At 40.8% G+C, this 23,823-nt stretch carries 22 protein-coding genes; 4 read left to right on the top strand and 18 right to left on the bottom strand.

The genetic code is table 11. The features are described 5' to 3' along the window. Positions 1 to 17 precede the first annotated feature (17 nt). Genes traM through J7E57_RS01215 form a run of 9 tightly spaced genes read right to left on the bottom strand, consistent with a single transcriptional unit; the run spans position 18 to position 7,547 of the window. The gene (traM, locus tag J7E57_RS01255; protein WP_215129824.1) at positions 18 to 1,331 is read right to left on the bottom strand and encodes a conjugative transposon protein TraM; all 1,314 of its coding nucleotides are present in this window, start codon (positions 1,329 to 1,331) and stop codon (positions 18 to 20) included. After that, the gene (locus tag J7E57_RS01250) at positions 1,318 to 1,602 is read right to left on the bottom strand and encodes a nitrogen regulatory IIA protein (RefSeq protein WP_215129822.1); all 285 of its coding nucleotides are present in this window, start codon (positions 1,600 to 1,602) and stop codon (positions 1,318 to 1,320) included. Before J7E57_RS01250 ends, traM begins: the two co-directional genes overlap by 14 nt. Positions 1,603 to 1,632: 30 nt before the next feature. Next, on the bottom strand, positions 1,633 to 2,055 hold the full coding sequence (locus J7E57_RS01245) for a hypothetical protein (RefSeq protein WP_215129820.1): 423 nt from the start codon (positions 2,053 to 2,055) through the stop codon (positions 1,633 to 1,635). Positions 2,056 to 2,064: 9 nt separating this feature from the next. After that, positions 2,065 to 2,688 (bottom strand): conjugative transposon protein TraK, encoded by a 624-nt coding sequence (gene traK, locus J7E57_RS01240; protein ID WP_215129818.1) that lies wholly within the window; start codon positions 2,686 to 2,688, stop codon positions 2,065 to 2,067. Between the two features lie 26 nt (positions 2,689 to 2,714). Further along, positions 2,715 to 3,707, bottom strand: coding sequence for a conjugative transposon protein TraJ (gene traJ, locus J7E57_RS01235; RefSeq protein ID WP_215129816.1), 993 nt, complete (start codon positions 3,705 to 3,707; stop codon positions 2,715 to 2,717). A gap of 28 nt (positions 3,708 to 3,735) precedes the next feature. Continuing rightward, positions 3,736 to 4,359, bottom strand: a complete 624-nt coding sequence (locus tag J7E57_RS01230) for a DUF4141 domain-containing protein (protein ID WP_215129814.1) — start codon at positions 4,357 to 4,359, stop codon at positions 3,736 to 3,738. Positions 4,360 to 4,396: 37 nt separating this feature from the next. Beyond that, positions 4,397 to 6,895, bottom strand: coding sequence for a TraG family conjugative transposon ATPase (locus J7E57_RS01225; protein WP_215129812.1), 2,499 nt, complete (start codon positions 6,893 to 6,895; stop codon positions 4,397 to 4,399). Further along, positions 6,892 to 7,230, bottom strand: coding sequence for a DUF4133 domain-containing protein (locus J7E57_RS01220; protein ID WP_215129810.1), 339 nt, complete (start codon positions 7,228 to 7,230; stop codon positions 6,892 to 6,894). The genes J7E57_RS01225 and J7E57_RS01220 overlap by 4 nt, the downstream gene beginning before the upstream one ends. Before the next feature lie 11 nt (positions 7,231 to 7,241). Then, the gene (locus J7E57_RS01215) at positions 7,242 to 7,547 is read right to left on the bottom strand and encodes a DUF4134 domain-containing protein (protein ID WP_215129808.1); all 306 of its coding nucleotides are present in this window, start codon (positions 7,545 to 7,547) and stop codon (positions 7,242 to 7,244) included. Positions 7,548 to 7,834: 287 nt separating this feature from the next. On the opposite strand from J7E57_RS01215, the gene J7E57_RS27215 reads away from it, so the two are divergent. Together J7E57_RS27215 and J7E57_RS01210 are read left to right on the top strand one after the other, a co-directional pair. Beyond that, positions 7,835 to 7,966 carry a DUF6922 domain-containing protein gene (locus J7E57_RS27215; RefSeq protein WP_262897897.1) on the top strand — a complete coding sequence of 44 codons (132 nt, stop codon included), beginning with the start codon at positions 7,835 to 7,837 and terminating at the stop codon, positions 7,964 to 7,966. A gap of 92 nt (positions 7,967 to 8,058) precedes the next feature. Beyond that, positions 8,059 to 8,496 (top strand): DUF6922 domain-containing protein, encoded by a 438-nt coding sequence (locus J7E57_RS01210; protein WP_215129806.1) that lies wholly within the window; start codon positions 8,059 to 8,061, stop codon positions 8,494 to 8,496. A gap of 478 nt (positions 8,497 to 8,974) precedes the next feature. Here J7E57_RS01210 and J7E57_RS01205 read toward each other — a convergent pair whose 3' ends face one another. From J7E57_RS01205 to J7E57_RS01175, 7 genes are all read right to left on the bottom strand, one after another. Beyond that, entirely contained in the window at positions 8,975 to 9,334 is a 360-nt protein-coding gene (locus J7E57_RS01205; protein WP_215129804.1) for a hypothetical protein, read from the bottom strand. A 168-nt stretch (positions 9,335 to 9,502) separates the two neighbouring features. After that, complete coding sequence (locus J7E57_RS01200; RefSeq protein ID WP_215129802.1) at positions 9,503 to 10,135, bottom strand: hypothetical protein; 633 nt, start codon at positions 10,133 to 10,135, stop codon at positions 9,503 to 9,505. A 7-nt stretch (positions 10,136 to 10,142) separates the two neighbouring features. Then, a complete protein-coding gene (locus tag J7E57_RS01195; protein ID WP_215129800.1) occupies positions 10,143 to 10,952 on the bottom strand; it encodes a hypothetical protein in 810 nt (269 codons plus the stop codon). Positions 10,953 to 10,997: 45 nt separating this feature from the next. Next, positions 10,998 to 11,630, bottom strand: a complete 633-nt coding sequence (locus tag J7E57_RS01190) for a conjugal transfer protein TraD (RefSeq protein WP_215129798.1) — start codon at positions 11,628 to 11,630, stop codon at positions 10,998 to 11,000. Positions 11,631 to 11,681: 51 nt separating this feature from the next. Further along, on the bottom strand, positions 11,682 to 11,954 hold the full coding sequence (locus J7E57_RS01185; RefSeq protein WP_251029751.1) for a DUF3408 domain-containing protein: 273 nt from the start codon (positions 11,952 to 11,954) through the stop codon (positions 11,682 to 11,684). A gap of 12 nt (positions 11,955 to 11,966) precedes the next feature. Continuing rightward, entirely contained in the window at positions 11,967 to 12,371 is a 405-nt protein-coding gene (locus tag J7E57_RS01180; RefSeq protein WP_215129796.1) for a DUF3408 domain-containing protein, read from the bottom strand. A gap of 5 nt (positions 12,372 to 12,376) precedes the next feature. After that, complete coding sequence (locus J7E57_RS01175; RefSeq protein ID WP_215129794.1) at positions 12,377 to 13,147, bottom strand: ParA family protein; 771 nt, start codon at positions 13,145 to 13,147, stop codon at positions 12,377 to 12,379. A gap of 719 nt (positions 13,148 to 13,866) precedes the next feature. Here J7E57_RS01175 and mobA point away from each other — a divergent pair. Continuing rightward, entirely contained in the window at positions 13,867 to 14,304 is a 438-nt protein-coding gene (mobA, locus tag J7E57_RS01170) for a conjugal transfer protein MobA (protein ID WP_215129792.1), read from the top strand. Continuing rightward, positions 14,305 to 15,579 (top strand): conjugal transfer protein MobB, encoded by a 1,275-nt coding sequence (mobB, locus tag J7E57_RS01165; RefSeq protein WP_215129790.1) that lies wholly within the window; start codon positions 14,305 to 14,307, stop codon positions 15,577 to 15,579. Between the two features lie 1,080 nt (positions 15,580 to 16,659). Here mobB and J7E57_RS01160 read toward each other — a convergent pair. Beyond that, positions 16,660 to 17,208 (bottom strand): hypothetical protein, encoded by a 549-nt coding sequence (locus J7E57_RS01160; protein WP_215129788.1) that lies wholly within the window; start codon positions 17,206 to 17,208, stop codon positions 16,660 to 16,662. After that, the gene (locus tag J7E57_RS01155) at positions 17,202 to 23,819 is read right to left on the bottom strand and encodes a polymorphic toxin type 23 domain-containing protein (protein ID WP_215129786.1); all 6,618 of its coding nucleotides are present in this window, start codon (positions 23,817 to 23,819) and stop codon (positions 17,202 to 17,204) included. Before J7E57_RS01155 ends, J7E57_RS01160 begins: the two co-directional genes overlap by 7 nt. Positions 23,820 to 23,823 lie beyond the last annotated feature (4 nt).

Below are 23,823 nucleotides of genomic sequence, written 5' to 3'. Positions count from 1 at the left end.
GTTATTCTTAATTATTGTTATTTTTTGGCGATCAGGAATACCTTGTAGCCCGTTTTCAGGGTAACTTTCGGCGTCCTGACCTTCTTTGAAAAGTATCCGGAAATTCCCTGAACTACACTTTTGCTCAGATCACTTGTGATCTGCTGCCCGGCAGTTGAGCTCAGCGATACACTGGTTCCCGAAGTGTTGCCCATATTGGCAATGGTTTCGGTAATGGCGCTTCTTTCAGCTGACACCGAAACGGGTAGACCAGGCTGCCCCTGTAGATCATAGGCAGAAATTTCTACGGGGATGATGTTGCCCCCAAATTCTATAGAACTGATTAAAAGCTGCAATCTTGAACCCTGAAACTTTGCTGTTCCGGTCAGTACAGTTCCTTTGGGGATGATCTGGCCGTCAATCGTCGCATTTTCCAAAAGCCTGATACCAACAGCACTATTACCAACAACGAGCTGCTCCTGGTGGATGCAGGCACGGATGCTGTTTACGGTTTGAAAAGATTCCCTGGTTTTTCCGATGCCGAAAAAATTGCGATTTTTTCCTCTGCTGAGTTCAGCCAGCCAGGCACTATCGGATGGTTCCCTGTTCAAAGCGGACACAATAATATTAGTGGCTGGGTACAATGCAGCGAAAGAAAGTTTCTGCCCTGTTTTTTCAAAGGTGTCTTTTGGTCTCGTTGTTTCCTTTACTTCTGATTTCACGTTGCCACCAGTGGGAAAATACTTTGCTGCCATCTGGTAGGATTTTTCCATCAATGCCAGTTGGCTTTCCACGGGATTAGTCTGTCCAACATTTTCCTTTTGTGCCAATTGCGATTTCAAGGACCGGACTTCGTTCTGTAACTGTGCAGTCTCTCCTTTATCTTCGTAAAAATTGCCCAAGGTACCCTGAATGTTGCGGTAGCTGCTCAGTGCCTGATTATGGTAATCTGGTAGTGGCGCGGCAGGATTTGAACCTGGTTTCGATACATTCGTCTCTGATGCAGTACTGTCACCGTTCCAGTAATCCGAAAGGGTAGCTAATGATTTCTTCCTCTCAAGTTCTTTCTGCTCCATGAGGTCACTTTCGTAAGCTTTGCCCTTATCTTCCTGCATTCCTGCATCGCTCGCCTGTGGCACCACCTCATTCAACCCAACCTCGTCCATTGCTTTTTTATCAGGTACAAAAATCATGTACATACAGGCCACAAAAACGATGGACATCAGCCCGAAAATAATCGGTTTCCTTAGTTTCTTCAATCTGTCCTGCGATGTTTCCACCGCTTCAGGACTTTCGGTCTGTCCCACTTCCGTAAGCTTGACCGAGGTGTTATTATTATCATTCTCTTTCATGTTGTTTATTTTTTAAGATGATTGATGATGAATCCCCCAATTGATTCTCTCGTTTCAGAATTGGGTTTTGGATGTGCTCTATGCCGTTTTTCCGCGTTCTTCTCTCTGTTTTGGCATCAAACCACACTGTCGCGATCACGCATGCTGTGATAAGCAGATAGCCCGCGAAAAAGAGCACGATAAACCTTCGCTGTTTACGCTCTGAGAGTTTTGACCACCGTTGTTCTATGCGGCTTTCCCAGACATGGAACATTGCTCGTAGTTTTTTCATTGGTTTAGGTTTTAATTATAATTTTGATTTTTACAGGCGCAGCCTTCGCTTCTTTTCCTGAAATGACTTGTGTTTCGGCGTATCACTGACCAGTTCAATGGCCCGCTGAGTGGATGGTACCTCATCTAATGACAGCTTATTCAATTCACATTGTTTGGTAGGGCCATCACCTTGTTTCTCGATAATCATCTTATCCACGCCCATTTGTCCTTGGTCCTCTTTCAGCCACATATCGCATGAAACGAACTGTTTCCCATCCCCACTCCAGCTGATGTATGTGAGCAACCATAAGCCGTCGTTACCGGCAATCCTATTTTCGATTTTACCATCAAAATAGTCTGCTACAATTTCCCTAAGTTTCCCGACTGAATCTCTTTGCGCCATCATATAACCGTCATATCCTTTGGCGGTAAGTGTATCGACAATCCTTTCTTGCTCTTTTTCTTTATCCATAAGAAAGATTTATCGTTCTACAACCTGGATATCTTTGTTTTCAAGCACCCTGAATCTTTCCATATTGAAGCCCTGCGGATTGTTGTCGGAGCGGACCGAGTTTACCAAAAAGCAGGATGTAACAAGGTTTCTTTCCGTGACATTACTGGATCTAAGGATAAATTGTCTGGCAAAAGTTTTAACGGCATAGGGATAAGTTTCGAAATCACAATGAACGCTGTCCACTTCGATGCGCTGCTGCACATTTCCAGAAATAATCCGGTTGTAATAGCCTTTTTCGGACAGATCTTTATAGTAGTCAAATGCGCTTCTGTCTGCAAGGTTGAATGCCCTTTTCATATTACTTTCAATTGCATTTTTATCAGGTGCCAAGGTGAAAAATAGCTCATGGAAACGCCGTACGTGTTCTCTTGCTTCTACGGGACGGTTGACTGTGGCATCCTGCGCAAGTGCCAGCATCAGAGATTTACCGTTATCCAATACGTAAATCTTTTGCCTTTGCTTTTCGGCGAAATCATAGGATTTCCATACGGCAAATCCCATCACCGAGATACACACCACCGCAAATATGATGGCATACAGCCTGATCTGAAGGAAACTATTTTCAATATTTCTTAATGTTTTAAATTCCATTTTTTATATTTTTTTTGTGAATTGAATTATTTCAATAACTGACCTCCAATATTGCCTGCCGCTGCACCAGCGCCCGCACTGGCAACATTTCCTGCTTTTTGCGCAGTTTCGGTAACTTTGCCCATGAAATTATCGGCACCACCAGCCTGGATGACCCAGCCTGTTACCGTTGGAATGGTGAAATAGCCCACGATGCCGATGATCATAAATATGGTATAGATCGTGTTCGAACCATCAGGAATAAAACTCGGATCAGAAAGACTTTCAATATCTTTTTCAAGCATCAGAGATTGCAGCTTGGCTAGCATCGAGCTGAAAATATCCGCAACCGGAAGCCACAGGTAAACACTGATATACCTTGTGATCCATTGATTTAAAGTTGACTGAAATCCATCCCACACCGAAATGGCAAAGGCAATAGGTCCTAGGATTGACAGGACGATGAGAAAAAATGTCCTTATCGTATCGATGACCAGTGCAGCAGCCTGGAAGAGAATTTCCAAAAGATCCCTGAACCAGTTTTTTATGCTCGTTTCAAGCTTGTAGCTCTGGCGTTCTAGATACATTCCGGCCATTGTTCCCAGATCAGATGGTGACCAACCCAGTTGCTCCAGCTTTTTATCAAATTCCTCATCAGAAATAAGATAGGCCTGTTCTGGATTGCGGAGCATTGCCTCGCGTTCCAGTTGGTCTTTTTGCTGTTGCAATTTATTCAGGTCGAGAACTTGATTTTCAAGCATTGCATGTGTGCCTTTTACAACGGGGCTTAACACCGCATTGATCGTTCCCAATACTATCGTGGGAAAAAACATAATGCAGATTCCAAGGGCAAATGGCCTTAGCAATGGAAATACATCGATGGGTTCTGCTCGGCTCAGGGCTTGCCAGACTTTAAGGGCAACATAAAACAGGGCTCCTAGTCCCGCCACCCCTTTAGCCACCGCCGCCATCGTTGCAGAAAGTGGGAGCATCTCGTCATAGAGCGAGCGTAATATTTCATGAAGATTATCGAATTCCATAATATTTAAGATTTAGAGGTGATCGGTTCTACCAGTATTTTTGATTCGCTGTACCATACAGTTGCAGTACGCGCTGACTATCGTTTTTCTTTTTGGCCCTCAGGTAGCTGACCGATATATTTTTATTGGTATAATAGCGTACAAGCTTATAGTAATCACTAACCTCTTTATAGACACGGTCGATAATTTCCATACGCTCTTTATCGTTCATGGAAAGCGATGAAGAATTAACGATCTGTTTGAGATCACTTAAAAGCCCTCCGCTTTCATTCAGTAATTTGGCATACCCAAATGCAATGGCGCTTAGTTCCTGCGATGAAAAGTTCGGATCATCAATCATCTTCCCGAAATTCGTGACATACACCTCGGAAATATCGCCCACCATCAGGACAGTCTGCTGTACCTTACGGGCATCTTTGATCAGATTATTGACCGCTTTGAGTTTATCATAATACTCCTTTCCCTGCTCATAGACTTTTTTGACTTCATTGAAATTTTTGATCACATTGGAGACCGTATTGGAAGTCTGCACAATTTCATTGGCAGAATTTAAAATACCAGATGCCAGATTGGTAGGATCAGTTACAACGAACTGAGCCTTCATTGTTGCCAAATTCAATAATAGGCCACAGAATAAGATTAATTTTTTCATTGTTTTGATTTTAGAATGTTATAATTATTTTGAAATTTTATGGGTTCTCACTTTTGTAGGCAGCGATCCTCTTTATAGATAGCTCTACGTTGCCATCCAACTCTTTAGCCAGCTGCATCACTTCGAGCTTTTCTGTTTCTTCAGTAGTGTAGGCCAGATATTCCTGAGCGGAAACCTCTGTAGCATAAACTGCAGAATGTGTCCCGCCCAGACCGATCCATACTTCTTTATAAAAGCGGGAGGGATCGTTGTTCATATTAATAGAAAGCACCTGCGCTTTCTCTTTGTCAGTGAGCCCGAGCATCGCCTGAATATCATCGAACTTGTTCATGTACTTTCGCTGATCCAAGAGGATCTTGCAGTCCGAGTTGTTGATAATACTTTCCCTGACAATTGGTGAGTGGATAATATCATCGACCTCCTGTGTAACTACGATAGCCTCGCCAAAGAATTTTCTAACGGTTTTAAACAAATATTTTAAATATTCCGCCATGCCCTCCTTGGCTATCGCCTTCCAAGCCTCTTCAATTAAAATGAGCTTTCGGATGCCTTTCAGCCTTCTCATCTTGTTAATGAATACTTCCATGATGATGATCGTTACAATCGGAAATAAGATTTTGTGATCTTTAATCGCGTCGATTTCAAACACAATAAACCGTTTTGTTAAAAGGTCAAGCTGTTTCTCAGAATTGAGCAGGTAATCGTATTCGCCGCCCTTGTAATAAGGTTCCAATACATTTAAAAAATTGGCAATATCAAAGTCTTTTTCGCGAACCTGCTTTTCTTCCAGGATCTTACGATAATCGCCTCTAACGTACTCGTAGAATCTGTTAAAAGACGGATTGTAATTCTCCTTCTTGATCCTATCGATATAGCCGCTCACCGCATTGGAAAGGGCCACTTCCTCGGCTCGGCTTGGCGGTTCATCATCTCTTTTCCAAAGCGTCAATATCACGGTTTTGATACTTTCCCTTTTTTCAATATCGAAAACGCCGTCGTCGGTGTAGAAAGGATTAAAGGCTATCGGACTATCTTCCTTATAGATAAAATATACCCCGTCCTCTCCTTTCGTTTTGCCTTTGATCAATTCGCACAAGCCTTGATAAGAATTACCCGTATCGACGAGTAAAACGTGAGCTCCTTGCTCATAATATTGTCTCACCATATGATTGGTAAAAAATGATTTACCGCTTCCCGATGGACCTAGAATGAATTTATTCCGGTTGGTAATAATGCCTTTTTTCATCGGCAGATCAGAGATATCAAGATGTATAGGCCTTCCTGTCAGACGATCGGCCATTTTAATTCCAAAGGGCGATGGCGAATTTTGGTAATTTGTCTCTTCAGTAAAAAAGCACAGCGCCGGTTCTATAAACGTGTAAAAGCTTTCTTCACTTGGAAAATCTCCCGCATTACCGGGAATTCCTGCCCAAAACAAAGTGGCAACGTCTGTCGTGTTGTGGCGTGGTTTACATTCCATCAGGGCCAAAGCACTACCCGTATCGTTCTTCACTTGTTTAAGCTCAACAGCATCATCCGACCATGCCATTACATTGAAGTGCGCCCTTATGGATGACAGTCCATGAGAGTGCGCTTCGTTCAGATAGCGTTCGATCCATTCTTTATTGATCTGGTTACTACGGCTGTATCTTCCCAGCGAATGCATATTTCGTGCAGATTTTTCAAACTTCTTGAGGTTATCATCGCTGTTATCAATAAATAAATATTGATTGTAAATATGATTACAGTTCAATAATAATCCGACAGGTGCAGCAAAGGACAAACGGCAGTCACTACGGTCTGTAGATAATTTTTCATACCGGCTATCTGTGGCTACTGTTGACGGGAGATCATCGGTGTCGGATAAAGTATGCAGACAGAGCCTGTTATTTCCGATCCTCATTTCTTCGCTCCCCAAAGCAATGTCCTGCAGTGCAGTCCCCGGTTTTCGGGAAAGCGTAAAATATTGTTCAAGTATACCCTGCTTGTCCTTGCCGCCGATAATATCCTCTTCACTTAGTTGCTGGATTCTGATAAAGCCGGAATCATTTACGATCCGCTCGAACTGGCTTACCGATTCCATAAACCTTCCAACCGCTTCCTTATCCCTTATTTCCTTTGGAACTAATACCCCTTTGCAAAGCGAAGAAAAATTGCTCTGCATCCGCATCCTGTCTTTGGAAGTTTTGGTAATAAATACATAGCAATAATGATTGAGGAATGGGCGCTCGTTAAAGTGCTGCTGATATGACTTACCAAGGAAACTCAAATCGTCTTTAATAATGTCAGGTTGATAGTTCTCCTTGATGTACCAATCCTGTTTATGGACCACGGTATATTCAGGTAATGTTTTCACTGCTTTATGCCATGCCGAATGGATCGCATCATAATCAGGTCCTGCCACCGTAAAAATCTCAGGCAGATGAACTACGAAGCATGCAGTAATGTCAGCTTCCTTTGAGATTATACAATGGTTTTCTACCGCAAGCAGTGGAAATTTACTCTCCAGTGTGGTTGCCTTTGAAATATTTCTCATAAGGCACCTTTTTTATGGTTGAACTTGAGATAACGGTAGATCGGTTTACGGCAGATGATGAATTTGGGATGCCTGCTTTTTCCACCGATTTTCATTAATCCGTACTCTCCATATTTTTGGTTGAGCTTGAATGTCTGCCAGATTAAGAGCGAAGCCCCTCCTGCCCCAACTAAAAGACAGATGTAGGAATTAACCCCAACCATGTATAGGATCATTGTCAGGATAAGAATACCCAGCAGTCCGCCTGCAAAAATGAACAGGTACTGCGCTTTTAAGCCCTTAAATTCTACTGTCCTCCCAATACCTTTGTTGATGTTGAATGCTGTATTATTCATAAGGCATCAGTTTAAAGGAAGAATGAACGAAGGATTGTTGCAGCTACGATCAGGAAAATACATGCACCAAACCAACTTGCCGCTGTCTTGCTGGTGTCGGGATCACCGCTGCTGAACTTATTGTACACTTTTACCCCGCCGATCAGTCCCACCACGGCACCAATCGCGTAGATCAGCTTGGTCGCAGGATCAAAATACGATGTGACCATCTGGGTCGCTTCCGTAATTCCTGCTGCACCATTCCCCTGCGCAAACACGCCCGATACTGACAGTAAAATCATTCCTGCCAGAATCAGTTTTTTTCTTTGTTTCTCCATGTGAAATTGAATTATTTGTTAACCATTTTCCCGCGCCTTGCGGGACTTGAAAACAAATGTATTGGGGAAGCAAAGACAGACTAACAAACTGGCAATCAGTGGAATTACTTGGCGTTAAAAGGCTTTTAAAGTGAAAAAAATCGTATATTTGATAGAGATATTTTTAAGAAAAAAAATAGAAATCCAATTTGTAAAATGATGAAAGAATCAAAGAAAAATATACCCAACCTGCACCCCAATTTTTTTTGGGATTTCAGATTTGATGAGATCGAATGAGAAGCTTATAAATGGTAATCGGTCGCATCGTTGAGCGTGGAGGACAGGAAGAAATTGATGAAATCATTCGTTTCTATGGTCACGAAAAAGTGATCAGGGCTATCCGCGATGAAATCCACTTTCTCCCTAACTATGGCTATTGATAAGGTATTAAGATTTTTTCCTGAAATCAAGAAAGAAGAAATGCACTGTTATCAGAATAGGAAAGACAAACCTTATCACTGGATTTAACTTCATGAGTAAACGTTTTCACAATTCCGGCAGTAGAAGAAACAGCCGTCGCGCAGAAATAAAAGCAAAAATTGTTGCCTACATCATTGATTTCAGGGTTCAGCAAAAAAGTAAATGTTATGTTATCAAACCTATCTCAAAAAATAAAAGAATGCCAAAAATAGACCGTGTATTTTTTTGGGACTACGACATAGAGGCAATGGATTTTGACAAAGCCTATAGATCAATCATCGGACGCATTGTAGAACGTGGAGGACAGGAAGAAATTGACGAAATCATTCGTTTCTATGGGTATGAAAAAGTGATCAGGACGATCCGTGACGAAATTCATTTTCTCCCTAATTATGGTATTGATCATGCATTAAAATTTTTCCCCGAACTCAAGAAGGAAGAAATGCACTGTTATCTGAATAGAAAGGACAAACCTTATCAGTGGATTTGATTTAATAATAAAAATAATAGATACTGAACCTCAGATCGGATTTTTTTAGATTACAAAGACCCTGGTAAAGTGAAAAATATTCATTAAATAATATGATCTTAAACATTTTGTACAGGTTTAACCCACATTCGATTATTAATATAGTAATTCATGTATTACAATCACATTGCTTTTAATAATGTTGATTTTTAAATAGTTAGTTTTCAAAATACTTTTAAAAATCAAAATTAGAGAACCGAGGATTCGTTCTTGGTTTTTTTATTGTTAGATTAGACAAACAGGCATAAAAAAACGTCAGGCTTTATGTTCTGACGTTGAGAATAAATATGTATTGGATAAATTTAAATGAGTATTTTAAACTTTGCTTTTTACGCTTTGCTTTTAAAAGTTCTTGATGGTATCTGTTCCTCGCCTATTATTTTTCTTCTTCATCATACAGCTTCTGCTCATCATCCGATAATTCATTCCATTGCAACCCTTAGGGTGCGCCACCACTTGTATGCCCAACAATAAAGGCGAAATTTTCATCCTGATTGATACCCCATACCAGCCCTCTGCTTTTTGCCAATGCTGCTTCCTTCATTTGCTTTTTCTGTGCAGTCACCAATTCAACAGAGCGTTTGACCGCTGTTTCATATTCCTCTGTAACAGTAATCCCTAAGATCCGCAATTCTGTGATCGAACAAAGTAGGTCGGTGTGATAATGCCTGGCATAAGCCCGTACCAGGTGCTTTCCCGTATAAGTTGGCAGCCACTGCTTTGCAGACTGCAGCCTTCTTGCACGCGGCATTGTTCGTTTAGCCTCTTTATTGCCTTTTTTCTTTCTCTTCTTAGCCATATCAAGATATAGTATTGATTGAGGGGGGAGTTTTCAGTTACGTTTCACATTTCGTGGCGTATACAAAGATCCGATTTTTCTTACTACTATGGTGTGACCACTGTAGTCTGTGGGATCATTCATTTCTCTAAGATAGGAAGTTTGCCTACACAAACTCTCTTTCACAATTCACAGCTTACGGCCTTTTCGCGGCAGCTTACTTTCATTTTGTTGTATGGCATCTTTGCCGGAAACCGGCTCTGTATACTGATTCTTTTTCAATCCCGATTCCTCTAGCAGTTTTTGGGGAATATTGGTATTTAAAATTATTCTTCCCTCTCTAAGAGTCGGAAGTATTTCATTTACAAGAGCCCTTTTAATGACTTGCAATCCACTTGCATTCTTGAGGTAATTGGCTAACGGCATCTTGAAACGCCATAATGAATAAGATTCATTAGGAATACCCACCACAACTCCTCTTTCCATCTCTTTTTTAATTCTCGTTTGAAATCTCTTAAGATCTCTTTCATCAAGCCACTTATCCAGAAGTTTGTCAATATGGCTTTCAAGATTCATCTCAAAAGAGTAATCTTTACCCTCTGACCTAAATTTATCAGGCGGAAGTGTTTTACACCAGGCTTCGGCCCGTTCGATAAGCTTTTTGCCCTTTTCATCGTCTGCCCTATAGCCCGTTGGTCCGCCATGCCCCGTATTAGAGGCGGTTCCTGCTTTCCTTCCTTCAATATACAGAGTGGCTGCGAATGCATTGGTCTCCTCGCTGAGCAGCTCACTATATTGAATATTCTTTATTTCAATTTTCATAACTCATTTAAAGTTTTGGCCCGTTTCTTTTTATTGGTTTACTAGCTTTGGCAGTTTCGCTTTTAATGGAATTTGCTTTGTTTTCACGAATAGTTTCTTCTATACCCGTATCTTTCCAGGCAACCTGACCAGCTTTGAAATGAGACTTCAGGTTACTTTCCTTTAAGTTAGACAGCTCTTCAAAACCATGCTTTCTGTTATACCCGATCGGGTCCAAAGCACTTTCATGAGGTACGCTGACAACAATAATATCTTTAGGTATTTCGGTTATCGAGCTAAAATCAATCTCCTTAAATTCATGCGTTTTAGGATTGTATGGAATGCAGTACTCTTCCTTTCCATCAACGTAATAGTCTTCGATCTTAGAAAATACAATCCCTTCTGACAAGAAATCGTCTTTGGCGCGCAGCATATCCATCCGCAGATCAACATAAAAAGGATGACCTGCAATATCAACAATGGGTAAAAGACCGCTAAGCCGTTCTTTTAATGCGGTCTGGTCAACCATTAGATCAAAATCGCTTTTAGTTGCAAACATCTCTAAGGGAACGCCATATTTCGCAGACATGCCTTCCGGATCGAGTGTCACCAATTCCGGCAGACTTACCGTAACCGTTTCTCCACGGATAAACGAAGACGGTATATTCTTTTCCGTCAGACTATACTCAAAAGCATATCCATTGTGGTTTCTAAGATCCCGCATCTCAAAAAGCGAAATCGTATTGTTGGGATTATTACTTTCTATTAATTCCAGTTTTTTTACATCAACAATAAAGTCTGTTCCTTCTATATTCACAACAGGCAATTCTCTTTCCATAATTCCTGGTATTAATTCGTTAAATAAATAGGGGAAATTCTGCTTTTATACAAAGTCTCCAATATTAAAATCTGATAAATTATTATTCCGCAAAATGGAAGAACCGGGATCTGCTTCGGCGGAAAGGCTTCGGTCCAATAGATCAGCTATTCTTCTCGAAGCCCCTTCCATAGAGTTTTCCAATAGACTGAAAAGTTCGGTTCCCTGTATTTTACGAACAATATCTACCGCTTGTTTCTCTAAAGATGGCTCGGGCATTTCCTGGCTCAGTAACATCCCCACGGTACTTAGTTCCTCAAAGGTGACCCCTGTGGCGAAACCGTCTTCACCATCAGAAACTCTATATTTGCCCCATTCTTTTTCCTCATCTTCAAAATCGGGCATTTGACTAAAAACTTCTTCCGGCTCTTCCTGCGGAATTTCTATATCGAAATCATCTTCTTTGATTTCAGTGGCTAAATTATCTGATTGGGGCTCTTGTTCCTTACTTTGGCTTTCAGGGGCATTCTTTGGCGTCGAAAGTCTTGTTGCGGGCCTGGGCAATCCCATTATTTGCGGTAAAATGATCGCCGCTTTCTCCTGGCTTTCTTTCTTAACCGGTCTTTTTTTGATCACAAATTTATCCTCCAGCAGTAAAAAGATGACCACAAGCAGGCATATTACAATGAGTGTTTCCATAATTATATAATAGATTTAAGTGTTCTGTGAAATTGAGAAAAGTGTATTTTCTCATAGGATAGGTTTATTCCTTTCATTAAAAAAGTCGGTAATATCGACTCCGAATTCCTGGAAATGATGTTCGAAAATATTATCAATATAGGAATAAAGTGTCGTCTTCTCTTCCCTGGTCAATTGAACAATGCGAAGAAGCCGCTCGTGATATTCAGGACGTATGTATACCACTTTCCCAGTGCGTCCCGATGGGTAACGGTTGGTAAGGAACAGGGCTTCATATGTTCTCAGTGGTTTCTTACTGATTTTCCCATTTTTCTTAGATGTCATAATTCAAATATTTTATAAAATTGGTTTGTACTTCTCGTTAAAACTTGTAGTGATCTCTTCACCGAATTCCTGAAAATGATACTCTAATACATTGTTTAAATAGGCATAGATGGACAGTTTATCATCACCAATGACCTGAACAATTCGGGAAAGGCGTTCATGAAATTCAGGGTTTATGTATACGGATTTTCCATTGCGGGCGTTGCTGCCTGGATTTCTGAAAAACAGCTCTTCATAACCCTTATCGTTTGTCTTTACAGTCCTGCTTTTTTCTTTGGCAGCGGACTTTATTTCAGCTTTTGAAGGAGATTCGGGAAGCGGTTTCATTCCTTCTTTTCGTACACCGTATTCCATCTGGTTCATGATATATTCCGCATTGAATACCGGACTGGCCTTTTCTTCATTTTCCTCGTTCATAATTCTTATTGTAATTTTAAGATTGTTAGAAATTCTTCCATAAAAAGGTCGAGATGACAGGTTTTCATCAATCGCAGATCAGGAGGCAGTAAAGTGGACCGAAAGGCTGTGCTTTCCATTGCCTCACCTTCTTTTCTGAATCTTTTACTATCCTTGATATGGCTTTTCATAAGAGAGAAGCCCAGACCTTCTATAAAATTGGTATAGAAATCGTAGAGGGAAGATTTTTCACGCCGATCAACTTCGTTCCAAAAAAGCCTGATATCTTTAATATTGCTCTCTTCATTCTTCATAACGATATCACTCAGGGCCTGGGTAAAGCTTAAAGTACTTTCAACAACCACACGATCGGCAGTTATGGGTGAAAAAATATAGTGCATGTTCATAAGGGTTTTCAATATCCCGGCAGTATTTACTGTTCCCGGAAGATCAAAAAAAACAACATCAGGAGGAACCACTGAAGACGCTATAAAATGTGAGGCTTCCTGTATCGCCGTTTCTGCCCGGCAATTAAAGATCGGGTAGGCTTTCTTATTAAGTGTCATAAACTGTTTTTGAGCCAATCGTTTAAAGGCCTCATTTTCCATTACGGTTTTCAAATCCCGGTCACGCATTTTTGTCAGACTATGCTGGGGAAAATCACAGTCAAATACCGCTACCTGATAACCCAGGCGGTAATGCAGCGTACTTGCAACAAGTGCTGTAAAGGTACTTTTACCAACACCCCCTTTTTGTGAAGAAAAGGCTATAAATAATGGTTGATCTTTTGTTTTCATTGTATATATTCAATTATTAACTTATGTTGTTACGTACTTCTTTCTTGCTAGAAGTAACTATTATTCTATTTTCTCACCTGCGTTTACCGGTGCAGACACCAATAACGCAGTGCGTATCATTCCTTATGCTTAACTCAATACCTTTAGATATCTTTACGTATTTATCCTGCGCTCTTCATCCCCGCGCATTTCTTCACTTATCTCCATTTAATTATCTGTATACACCACTGTTCGTATAATTCTCTATATGACCATAATTACGGGGATGTCTATAACCGTTCGCAGGTAGCTTTTATCGTCTGTACGTATTTACGTACTTACGATTCCACATGCTTACTACCGCTTTCATATACAAAGGAACATTTATAAGCTGGGGCAACACCTAAGTTGGCAGCATTTGGCGCTCACAGGAATCATTTGGCATTACACTGGATATCAACACTTTCAATATTCCGCCCGAACTTTGTAAAAAGATTTTGAAATGGATTTTACAGATAACTGCTCCGGTAAATCAGGCAGTATGCTCAGCAGCTCAAAGCTGCCTTTCTCTGCTTTATTTAATTCATCCCGCAGGGTGAATTCTCTGTTCACCGGAACAGAGCAAGTTATGTTTTGAGCTGCTGGAAATGAATTTCCGCAGCTCAAAACGACTTGCCCTTGCAGGGGGCTGGAAAACCGCTCCGAAGTCGCAGTTTTATTAACATTACAATTGGATTAATATGGAAGATAATATTCAACACAAACAGAAGAAAGGAGGACGGAATCCTAAAAAGAATCCTGCCATATTTCGCTATTCGATCAGCCTCAATGCAGAAGAAAACAAGCATTTTCTTTCCCTTTTTAAGCAATCGGGAATGAAGGTAATGGCACATTTTATTACGGCCTGCCTATTTCAGAAAACAATTAAAACCGTAAAAATTGATTCATCAGCTCACGATTATCACATACGACTAACCAATTTTTATGGGCAGTTCAGATCAGTTGGTGTCAATTACAATCAGGTTATTAAGATTATGTACCGCAATTTCTCTGAAAAAAAAGCCTCTGCATACCTTTTTAAATTGGAAAAACAAACCTTAGAAATGGCCAAATTAATTCAGGAAGTGATTCAATTGACTCAGGAATTTGAAACTAAACATCTTAAAAAGGAAAAATAAATGATCGCAAAAATTGGTAAAGGTGCCAATTTATTTGGCGCACTTAATTACAACCAACAGAAAGTTGACAAGGAAAACGGACAAATATTATTCATTCAAAAGATAGCCGAGACACTGAATGGCCAATATTCGGTATCACAATTACACCATTCTTTTGAGTTTTATCTCTCAGCAAACCAAAAAGTAGAGAAACCTGTTTTGCATATTTCCCTTAATCCTGATCCAAAAGACTTGGTTAGTGATGAGGCTTTTGTTTCAATAGCCCAGGACTACATGAAAGATATGGGATATGGCGATCAGCCCTATGTGGTATTCAAACATACCGATACCGAGCGCACCCACATTCATATTGTATCCACCTGCGTAAAGCTGGATGGAAAAAAGATTTCAGATAAATTTGACCATCCACGTTCAATGGAAATTTGCAGGGAGCTTGAAAAAAAGTATAATTTACTGACTGCAACCGAACAAACTTATTCTACAAATGAAAAAACATTTAATTCAGTAGACTATAAAAAAGGCGATATTAAGAGCCAGCTTGCTGCTGTGGTCAGGTATCTCCCCAAACATTACCGGTTTCAAAGCATTGGGGAATATAATGCCCTGCTATCACTATTCAACATTACGGCGGAAGAAGTTAAAGGGGAATTACAGGGTAAACCGAAGCAAGGTTTAGTTTATTTTGCAATCAATGAAAATGGAGAAAAAGTGAGCAGCCCCTTTAAGGCATCTCTTTTTGGAAAAGGTGCTGGCTATTTTGAACTTCAAAATCATTTTGAAAAATCTAGTGAACTCCTTAAAAAGGAAAAGACAAAACACCTACTTATAGGTTCCATAGAAGTTGCGATGCATACCGTATCTGATGAGGAAAATTTCAAGCAGCAATTGGTCGGACATGGAATTAATACTGTCGTACGAAAAAATGCTGAAGGTCGCATCTACGGTATTACCTTTATCGATCACAACTCTAAGACGGTTTGGAATGGCTCTCGTCTTGGTAAAAATTTATCGGCTAATGTATTTAATCAATGGTGGAACAATAATCAAAAACCTCAAATAAATATTAATACAAACGAAAAAACTATCAGCCCACTCCCGTCGCCAGAATTACCGATTGACGAAAAGCTGCATAATATTTTTGATTTTCTAGATAAGGAGGAACCAGGGTTTACCGAAGGATTGGGAGGATTATTGCCGCAGGCTCAAGGAGATAATTTTGAAGAACAGCTATTTGAAAACCAAATAAAAAGGAGAAAACGCAAAACAGGCAAATAAGAATAAATTAACCACAATAAGCAGCCTTAATTATTGATAACTCTCATCCGCCTTGCTAATATCCTTTACTTAGTGTAGCGAACTACTAAATAGCTATCAAACAAAAAATCTAATCAACCTGGCAACTTTATGAATTATTATTTATCAATCTTAACTGCATATTTTTTTTATAGATAGAATAAAAACCACCCACGAGCCGATTTAATTGTATAAGTACCATGATATAAAATTATTAATTGTTTTATATTGTTATTATCAACCCAGTTCCAAGACAGATCCTCAAACCCCAACTACCAATGTCATCATTTTCTGAATACCTTATTTTGTGGTACCTTATCTTGTATTAAGTGGACATCAAAAACTTTAAAATTAAAAGCCCTGTTTACCTTTTCGACCTTATCCGTTCTGTAATCCCTGATCTCAAGGATTCTAAAACTAGATGGATCCAGCCATTCTCCCGTCTCCTCTTTTAAATAGTAATCTCCCTGATGGTTGTAATATGTCTGTATTAAAATTCTATTTTTTACTATTTTATATTTCCCCCAGTTCCATATGTCCATTGTACTGACTCTTTTTCTTTTGGGACTTTCGAGGTAAGTGTTGATCATTCCTTCAGACACGGCAATCTCACAAGATAAATCGACAACTTTTACGCATTGATTTCCATAACCATTTCGAACTGTATATGTAAATCAATGCGGAAAACTTTCATGTAAATTCCTTTGCCCTGTTTACTGTCAGTAACATTTGACCGCTCATAGATAGAATAGTAATAGCCATTACTGTTTAATTTTTTTTCATCTCCATTATCCCAACTAGTCAGTCTCCTTTTATCGTGTATAATTCGAGGAATACAACTATATGTTAGTAGCAGTAACGTAATGAAAAGATGACCTGTTATGCTTTTTACCATAATGAGTAGGGATTAAATTTTCTATACTGAGTAGGGATTAAATTTTCTATACTGAGCATATGGAGCAACGTTCTACACACCATTCTAAAACCAGGCTACGGTGGAACAATTTATGCTCGGACCAATTTTGAAATGCATCTCTTACATATTCAGAGTCTATTCCCATTTTACCAATCGGGGGTCCAGTTTTCAAGTATTCCTTTCGGTAATCTTTTCTTTTCATATATCACACCGAAATGGCGTTCCAAAACAATGGAATCGCCTTTTACAAATCCTTTTTCATTGCTGATGAATAAGTTACAATTTCCGATCGTTGATATTCTAGTCTGGATCTCTCCATTTTCCTTAATTGTAAAGTAGCCCATCTTTGCTTTTAAGGGATTAAAATCTTCTCTTTTCAAATGGGCCGTATCACTTTTGGATATAATAAACAAGCCCAGTTTCCCACCTCCATAAAATTTGAAGTAGCTGGTGTAAGCATAGTCCGTATCACTGTCTTTTTCATAATAGGTATATTTTTTTAGCGATTTATTGTAAAAGAAATTAGTTTTAATCTTATACACCGCAGAGGTATCGATTAGGCTACTATAGTTTCCGGCCACATCCAGCTTCCGTATAGCTTTCCGGGGCAAGCCATAACTTGTTTTAACTCCCGTATAGCAACAGGCGCTTAAATGTAAAAGCAAACCTGCACCAAAAAATATTTTTTTTACCATGATGAAAATTGATTTAGTGTTTTATATTGCATGAATCCTTCCCATTTCCATGACTGGTTCTCAAATCCCATCTGCCGCTTATCGATAAGGGACTTACCATTGAACCAGGGAATTCTCAGGTTGTGGATCGCCTGATCCTGAATGGCATGGCGAACATGTTCACTGTTAACACCGACCCTTATATTTTTATAGCCTATGGTTAGCATGCCCATCCTGTACTTTGTGTTGAGCTCTCTAACCAGGCCGTTCGGCATTCTCCTTCCAAAATCATCTATACACATAGGATCACGGTGCTGGGTAACCGATCCATTTTCACGAATATAATCCCTGTTGCCAGTAAAAAGGCTAAATGCAGCGCTTACGTTGCCAACAGACAGTGAAAGAGATGCTGTCCGGTAACGGTCTTCATCATCACCAAATGGTCCAATTGAACCATCATTTTCATAAAAAGCCCTGAATTCTCCGAAATGAAGTCCTATCGTTCCCGTGCGTTGATTAAATTCGCGCATTTCCCCTGAACCCCACCATTTGTTTGTCCCAATGGTAAACCCGTTTGTACCGTTATCATAGCCCGCCATTAATGAAGCCCTGATTTCAGCTCCTCCTTTCCCAAATCCTTGATAATTCCCATAAGCCATAAAGCCAAAGCCAGCAGCAAAACTCCATTTTCCGGTTGAATACCCAACACTTAAATTTGCGCCCATACCGAATGATTTACCAAACACTATCGATGGAGAAATACTAAAATTGAAATCGCCTATTGAAAAGTTTGCAGATGGCATAAAACCACCTACAAAAGCCGTTGCAAATGTCGTTCCCAATGAATTGCTGATCAGCCCAGCTGGATTAACCCCTCCTGTAACCCCACCTATAACAGCCCCTGTAAGCATGGACATACCAAGTCCGCTCCAGCTCCAATCGCCTGTCCTTATTGCGGAGGCGACATAACTTACACCCCCGGTCAGCGCACCGATCAAAGCTCCAACCGCAAAAAATGCCCAGATAAATTCCCCGTTTGGATCGGTAAACATCAGTGGGTTATTCATAGCATAACTATAACGGTTATAAGTTTGTGTATTGTAAGGGTCCTGAACGAAATTATCAGGAGACAGGAATCTGTGAAGTTTAGGATCGTACAAGCGGCCATTCATATGAATGAGACCTACACTGAGCAAGTGCTCATGTCCCGTGAAACCGCGGTCAAGAATTACAAAAGCAGCAAGGTCGTTACCCAAACCGTCCTGTAATTTAACAATATTACCCCATGCATCGAACTGACGCTTTTCTACAACCTGTCCCTGATCGTTAGTGATCATCACGATGCTTCCCAGATGGTCACGGTGCAGATAATAAAGATCTTGTGTACTCTGCCCGCTTATATGCACCTCTTTCCATATAGCCGGCGCGTTGTAAGGATCTCCGCCCAGATAAAATACAAAACTGGTTTTCCCGGTTTGGATATCGTTTGTGATTTCCATGCTTCCTTCCTCGCTATAATGCCGTCTGTACCGCCGCAACATTTTATCAGTCAGTTCGTCACCATAATACATATGAGCCCGACCCAGAGAAGCATTATACTGAAAACCGATGCGCTCTTTGCTTTGTTCAAAAATTTCTACCGGGCTTTTAAAGGCATTATAGCTTATCTGTTGTAATGGGCGATCCAGCTGATAATATGCATCTGCTGTACCATTTAAGTTCAGCTCACTTTGGCGGTAAGAGTTACCATCATAAGAGTAGCTGCCCAGTTGGCTATTATCAGTTATGCGGCTGCGATTATCATACTCTTGACTGTTGTTGCCCAGATTGTCATGGAAACTGGTAAGGCGGTCCTGACTATCATAGCTAAAGCTTTCGCTCCAATTGAATGCACTGTTACTTCTGCTGTTGAGCAGTCCTCGCAGGCCGTCAAAGCTGTAACCCTGGGTCATCAGCGTTGTGGGGGTGCCCGAGATATTTTCCAGCATGTTCTGCTGTAAAAGTCCATAAGTATCATACTGCATCGTATTTTTTAATGCTGTACCCTGAATAGTTTCCGTAAGGTTTCCCTTACCATCGAGCGCATTGACCTTCCATATTATCTGCCCTGTTCCCTGTAAAGTAGCCTGCAACAGTTCTCCATTTTGATACTGCATTTCTATGGTCTTTGAGGCTATTATATTATTCGATTTGTTTTTAGCCTCATAACTTTCGGTACTGATGCGACCGAAGCTGTCATAGGTGAACCCTTTTACAAATCTTGCATGGAGATTATCTTCTATGGTACTGGTTATCCTTTTATCGCCGTCATAGTTGTAAGTGTAGGTTGCATTGTTGCCATCTGCGTTGGTCAGTGCCATGTTGGTCAGCAGCTTTGTAGTGCCGTCATAAGTATAATCCTGCTGCATATTGGTGTCGTCACCCACAATTTTCTTTTGGGTAATTCTGCCTGTCGCATCCCAGGCATTCTCCGTAATGCCTTTCGGTGTAATTTCTTTGGTTAATTGGCCCCAGCTGTCATACTGGTATTCGTATACCCCCGCCGAAGGGTCAGTTAGTTTCGTTTTACGTCCCCAGCCATCCTGTTCTACAGTTTGTGTAATTCCAGCGTAATAAGCAGTCTTCATATTACCATTGGCAAAGTAACTGTAGTTAATCGTTCCACCAGGATCTTGCAGACTTACTACTTGCCCCATAGCATTCTTAGTGGTGGTTATCGTTTTTGTTCCGTCACTCACAGTCATACTCAAACCGTTATAGCTGATGTTGGTTACTTTACCTGTAAAACTGGTGGACTGCTTTGGTCTTCCATATTCATCGTAAGCAAGATAGTTCCACTGACTGGCCGACCCTGGAGGTGCAGGCTCGCTCTGACGGTAAACACGCCCATAGACATCGAATTCAACAGCATCAGCAACGTCATTACCTAATAATGTTGATTGGCGGCTACCACGCTTCTGGCCGAAGACATTGTAATGGATAGCACTTGAACTTCCATCGTCGTTAACCTCCTCCACACTGATCGCGCCCAGAAAAGAAGGTGAATAATAGATTGTTTTCTTTTTGCCAAGATAGTTTGTGGTGGATATCATTCTGCTCCAGGTATCGAAAGTGTTAGTTGTAGTTTGACCGTAAGGATTGGTTGTAGTCAGCGTATTGCCTGTACTGTTATCATAGCTGGTTGTAGTCACCATTCCATCTATGTCTGTATTGTTAACCATAAACCTCCCGGATGCATCATATTGCATTGCGATTGTCCGCTGTGCACCTCCTGGTGCAGTAGTGGTTTTTTGGGTCACGTTACCAAAACTATCATAAGTCATGTCCTCTATTACCCAGTCGGTATTATTTCCTTTCTTTTTCACCTGCGTGGCTAAAAAACCACTATAAGTATATTGATCCTCCGTTGTAAAAATTTCCGGACCATTGCTAAGCGTAGCCTTGGTCGATAATGGCCGGCCAATGTAATTGCCTGACGGGTTGCTATCATAGGTCATCTCTGTTAATTTTGATCCGGTACCATTGAAATTGCTCGTGCTTTTCGTTACATTAAAATAGCTATCATATTCCATGGTCTGGGTACCGAAGGTTTCGGTGAGCATATCCTTGCTGGCTGTTCCCACAGCTACATTGACAAATACCTTATTGGGCAGAAGCTGTGTGCTATAAACCTGGTCTGAGCGGCTAATGTAATCAGAGAGGGATGCACCGTCCGGTACACCACCCGCTGGTGCAGGGCTGGTCAGCGCCAGATCTTTTATAGCCGGGTTGATGTAGGTAGACTTGGTACTGAAACTACGGACAGGCGCCCCCCTCAAGAGCGGGTCAAAGAGGCTGATATTGAAAATACGGTTATTATCATTGCTGTTTACATGCCAGTTGGTACGGATTGTTTCGCTAAAGCCCATAAATCCCAGACCGCCGATATGGGTTACGGCCTTTCCATAACCAAATACCTGGTTCAGCTGCTCCCCGTTATAGTTTCGCGTTATCTTGCTTACCACGCTCACCCCTGGGAGCGTATGCAGGTCCACAAAAGGATAGGTCTGATTATAACTGATCTCATATAAGGGTACATCAGGTGTACTTTGTTCACCCGTAAGTTCATTATAAGTGATCGAGTGGCTTACTCCATCCTGTGAAACAGTACCGATCTGCGCTTCTTTTCTAAAATCTTTATAAAACCGGAATAAGGAAATCGTGTAATCGCTTATAAAACCAAATTCTGGCCTAAAACTTTGTCTGTTCGGGTTCAGGAATATAGGTATAGGGTTATGCCTCAGATTAGTGAACTGGCTCTGTGTATAGGCTGAAGTAAAGCTGGGGGCAAAGACAAATGAAGAAATACCCAAATTGTAATGGATATTAAGGTTGATCGTTCCTCCATTAGTCCCATTCTGAGTTACAGTTTCGGCACGTATAATATCAGTCTTTCCATCTCCATCTACATCACAAGGTATAAGGTAATATTGACGTAAAACTTCCGAACCCGCACCAGAAGGGCTTGACCAATAGGCAGCGGTATTGCTGAAAGAATGGTACTGTTCCTCCTTGATAAAAGCTTTTCCGGTAGACATAAATGTGGCAAAAAGAGAATTATTTCCTGTTGAAAACATAACATCCATTTTACCATCACCATTATAATCACCCAAAAGCAGCGGATAATTCAGCGTTATTCTGCTATCATTTCTCTGCCATAGCAATTCTAACGTGTTGGATTGAGAATTTAAAGAATAAACATACATTACTCCATTAGCAACCTGTAGTATATCTGTCTTGCCATCTCCGTTCACATCGGCTGTGTATAACTTCTGTATACCGTACTCTAAGGATAGGGCGAGGGTGCCAACATTGGTAATATAGTTGCTGGTCAGTCTTCTGTCCATATTAATAAAATAGGCTGATGACCCGATATTGGTATAATTTTGAATACAGGTATTAGCTTCTTCGAGGAGGTATTCATCACTTATTACCCAGCCATAGTTTATTGCAATTAAGTCAGTTAGTCCGTCACCATTAAAATCACCCGAGACAAATTCATTCTCCAAAGGATTGTTGGTATGGTTTCGATAATCGCAAGTCGAAGGATAATCCGGGGCAAAAGGGGCATCCCATACTTTTTCATACTGAAACAACAGTGGGCTGGATATACCATTAGATAACATTTCAAATTTATATCCGTTAGGACCGTTTCTCTTTACAACGATCATCCCTTGTTGCGGCATCAGTTTGTCGTTATGGCTAAGCCAGGTGGCAGGGATAATCTGTTCAAAAAGACCCGTATTCACCATCACACCGAACTGTTGACTCGAGGTGTTGGCTGTCACGTCAAAAAATGCATAGAACTTACTTTTATCGAACTTTTTGTAGAACAAAAAATCCATAGTACCGTTACCTGTAAAGTCAGCTGTTATGATCTCTGAATTACTTGCATCTATTCCAGATATACCAAAATTTGAGATAGTGCTTGAAGGGATAACATTTCCTGCTGTAGCGTAGGTAAAATATATTGGCTCGAATGCTTTTGTTTGATCTCCATTCAGCTCCTGTACCGAACTTATACGCTGATAGTTAACGTCTGCCACGACCTCATACGTCAGCAGATAATTCCTGTAGGCTGTTCCATTAGCTATTATAGAAATGTCATTTAAAAGGCCAGTATTATAGAAAGCCTCTCCTCCTGCATAAGCCTGTTCCGGCCGTAAGCCAGCTCCATAATTGAAATTAATTTGATTTATACCTGCTGATGAACCCAGAGCGCCGTAGCTGATCTGGGTTATTAGCAGGCTATTAAAAAGATTACTATAGGTATAATTGATACGTGCCCCGATGGGGTTTTCAGAATAGCTTATACTATACGAAGATGCTGTTTTTGCAGAGCCTATACCATAGTATGCTTTTGAACCATCAGGGAATAATACTTCGAAATAATCCGGGCCTGTCGTTGTGCCGCCCCTGGAAAATATTCTGATGTTCGAATAGTTTTCAGTTTGGTATTCTGTGCCATCAGCGCCATAGATACCGCTTTTTAGCAGCAGGCGCTGGCCATCCATTGCAAAACGGTCATCAGCATTATAGTTGATGCTGCCTACAAATCCATCGTGGAATATTGTCGCAGGGATGCGCGAGATTACCGATATCCCTGAAATGTTCCAGCCAATCCCTAAATTTCCGTTACTTCCCTGACTATTATAAGATAGTGAGACCTGTGGTAATGCATTTCCGAGACCTGGAGGAAGACTGAGGGGAATTGTATAAGTTGCTCCTCCGGTTGCAGAAACGTCTAAGAATGTCTTAGTACGCCCGGCTTCAATGGAAGCTGAAGACAGTACGCTGCTGCCAGCTAGTTTTGATTTGCTTCCGGTTGCACTGGATCTGCTGTCAGGCATTTTCGATGCCTGTCCAGTACCGTTTGTTGTAGCCGAAGGTTTTAATAACAGCGTATCCCTTTTGATTGACGGAACAGCTCCCGAGCTTATCTTGATCTCCGCACAGGGGATGGCAATTTTTTCGATAGATCTTTTTGTAGTATCTGGATTTTTGAATTGCTGTACCTGTGGCGTTTGAAAGGCTGCGCAAAAATGCATGCTGGTTACAAATAATATGAAGTATAGAGAGAAGCGGAATTTCATGAGG

The sequence above is a fragment of the Pedobacter sp. ISL-64 genome (assembly GCF_018613605.1).
Lineage (GTDB): Bacteria > Bacteroidota > Bacteroidia > Sphingobacteriales > Sphingobacteriaceae > Pedobacter.
This window is presented reverse-complemented; position numbering and strand designations above follow the sequence as displayed.

What these genes read in the sequence shown, in the direction of transcription:
- J7E57_RS01175 (WP_215129794.1), bottom strand. Translation starts at nt 13,147, where the DNA reads ATGAAAACAAAAGATCAACCATTATTTATAGCCTTTTCTTCACAAAAA.
- traM (WP_215129824.1), bottom strand. Translation starts at nt 1,331, where the DNA reads ATGAAAGAGAATGATAATAATAACACCTCGGTCAAGCTTACGGAAGTG.
- J7E57_RS01205 (WP_215129804.1), bottom strand. Translation starts at nt 9,334, where the DNA reads ATGGCTAAGAAGAGAAAGAAAAAAGGCAATAAAGAGGCTAAACGAACA.
- J7E57_RS01195 (WP_215129800.1), bottom strand. Translation starts at nt 10,952, where the DNA reads ATGGAAAGAGAATTGCCTGTTGTGAATATAGAAGGAACAGACTTTATT.
- traJ (WP_215129816.1), bottom strand. Translation starts at nt 3,707, where the DNA reads ATGGAATTCGATAATCTTCATGAAATATTACGCTCGCTCTATGACGAG.
- J7E57_RS01180 (WP_215129796.1), bottom strand. Translation starts at nt 12,371, where the DNA reads ATGAACGAGGAAAATGAAGAAAAGGCCAGTCCGGTATTCAATGCGGAA.
- J7E57_RS01160 (WP_215129788.1), bottom strand. Translation starts at nt 17,208, where the DNA reads ATGGTAAAAAAAATATTTTTTGGTGCAGGTTTGCTTTTACATTTAAGC.
- J7E57_RS27215 (WP_262897897.1), top strand. Translation starts at nt 7,835, where the DNA reads ATGGTAATCGGTCGCATCGTTGAGCGTGGAGGACAGGAAGAAATTGAT.
- J7E57_RS01200 (WP_215129802.1), bottom strand. Translation starts at nt 10,135, where the DNA reads ATGAAAATTGAAATAAAGAATATTCAATATAGTGAGCTGCTCAGCGAG.
- J7E57_RS01225 (WP_215129812.1), bottom strand. Translation starts at nt 6,895, where the DNA reads ATGAGAAATATTTCAAAGGCAACCACACTGGAGAGTAAATTTCCACTG.
- mobA (WP_215129792.1), top strand. Translation starts at nt 13,867, where the DNA reads ATGGAAGATAATATTCAACACAAACAGAAGAAAGGAGGACGGAATCCT.
- J7E57_RS01230 (WP_215129814.1), bottom strand. Translation starts at nt 4,359, where the DNA reads ATGAAAAAATTAATCTTATTCTGTGGCCTATTATTGAATTTGGCAACA.
- J7E57_RS01245 (WP_215129820.1), bottom strand. Translation starts at nt 2,055, where the DNA reads ATGGATAAAGAAAAAGAGCAAGAAAGGATTGTCGATACACTTACCGCC.
- J7E57_RS01210 (WP_215129806.1), top strand. Translation starts at nt 8,059, where the DNA reads ATGAGTAAACGTTTTCACAATTCCGGCAGTAGAAGAAACAGCCGTCGC.
- traK (WP_215129818.1), bottom strand. Translation starts at nt 2,688, where the DNA reads ATGGAATTTAAAACATTAAGAAATATTGAAAATAGTTTCCTTCAGATC.
- J7E57_RS01250 (WP_215129822.1), bottom strand. Translation starts at nt 1,602, where the DNA reads ATGAAAAAACTACGAGCAATGTTCCATGTCTGGGAAAGCCGCATAGAA.
- J7E57_RS01155 (WP_215129786.1), bottom strand. Translation starts at nt 23,819, where the DNA reads ATGAAATTCCGCTTCTCTCTATACTTCATATTATTTGTAACCAGCATG.
- J7E57_RS01215 (WP_215129808.1), bottom strand. Translation starts at nt 7,547, where the DNA reads ATGGAGAAACAAAGAAAAAAACTGATTCTGGCAGGAATGATTTTACTG.
- J7E57_RS01185 (WP_251029751.1), bottom strand. Translation starts at nt 11,954, where the DNA reads ATGACATCTAAGAAAAATGGGAAAATCAGTAAGAAACCACTGAGAACA.
- J7E57_RS01220 (WP_215129810.1), bottom strand. Translation starts at nt 7,230, where the DNA reads ATGAATAATACAGCATTCAACATCAACAAAGGTATTGGGAGGACAGTA.
- J7E57_RS01190 (WP_215129798.1), bottom strand. Translation starts at nt 11,630, where the DNA reads ATGGAAACACTCATTGTAATATGCCTGCTTGTGGTCATCTTTTTACTG.
- mobB (WP_215129790.1), top strand. Translation starts at nt 14,305, where the DNA reads ATGATCGCAAAAATTGGTAAAGGTGCCAATTTATTTGGCGCACTTAAT.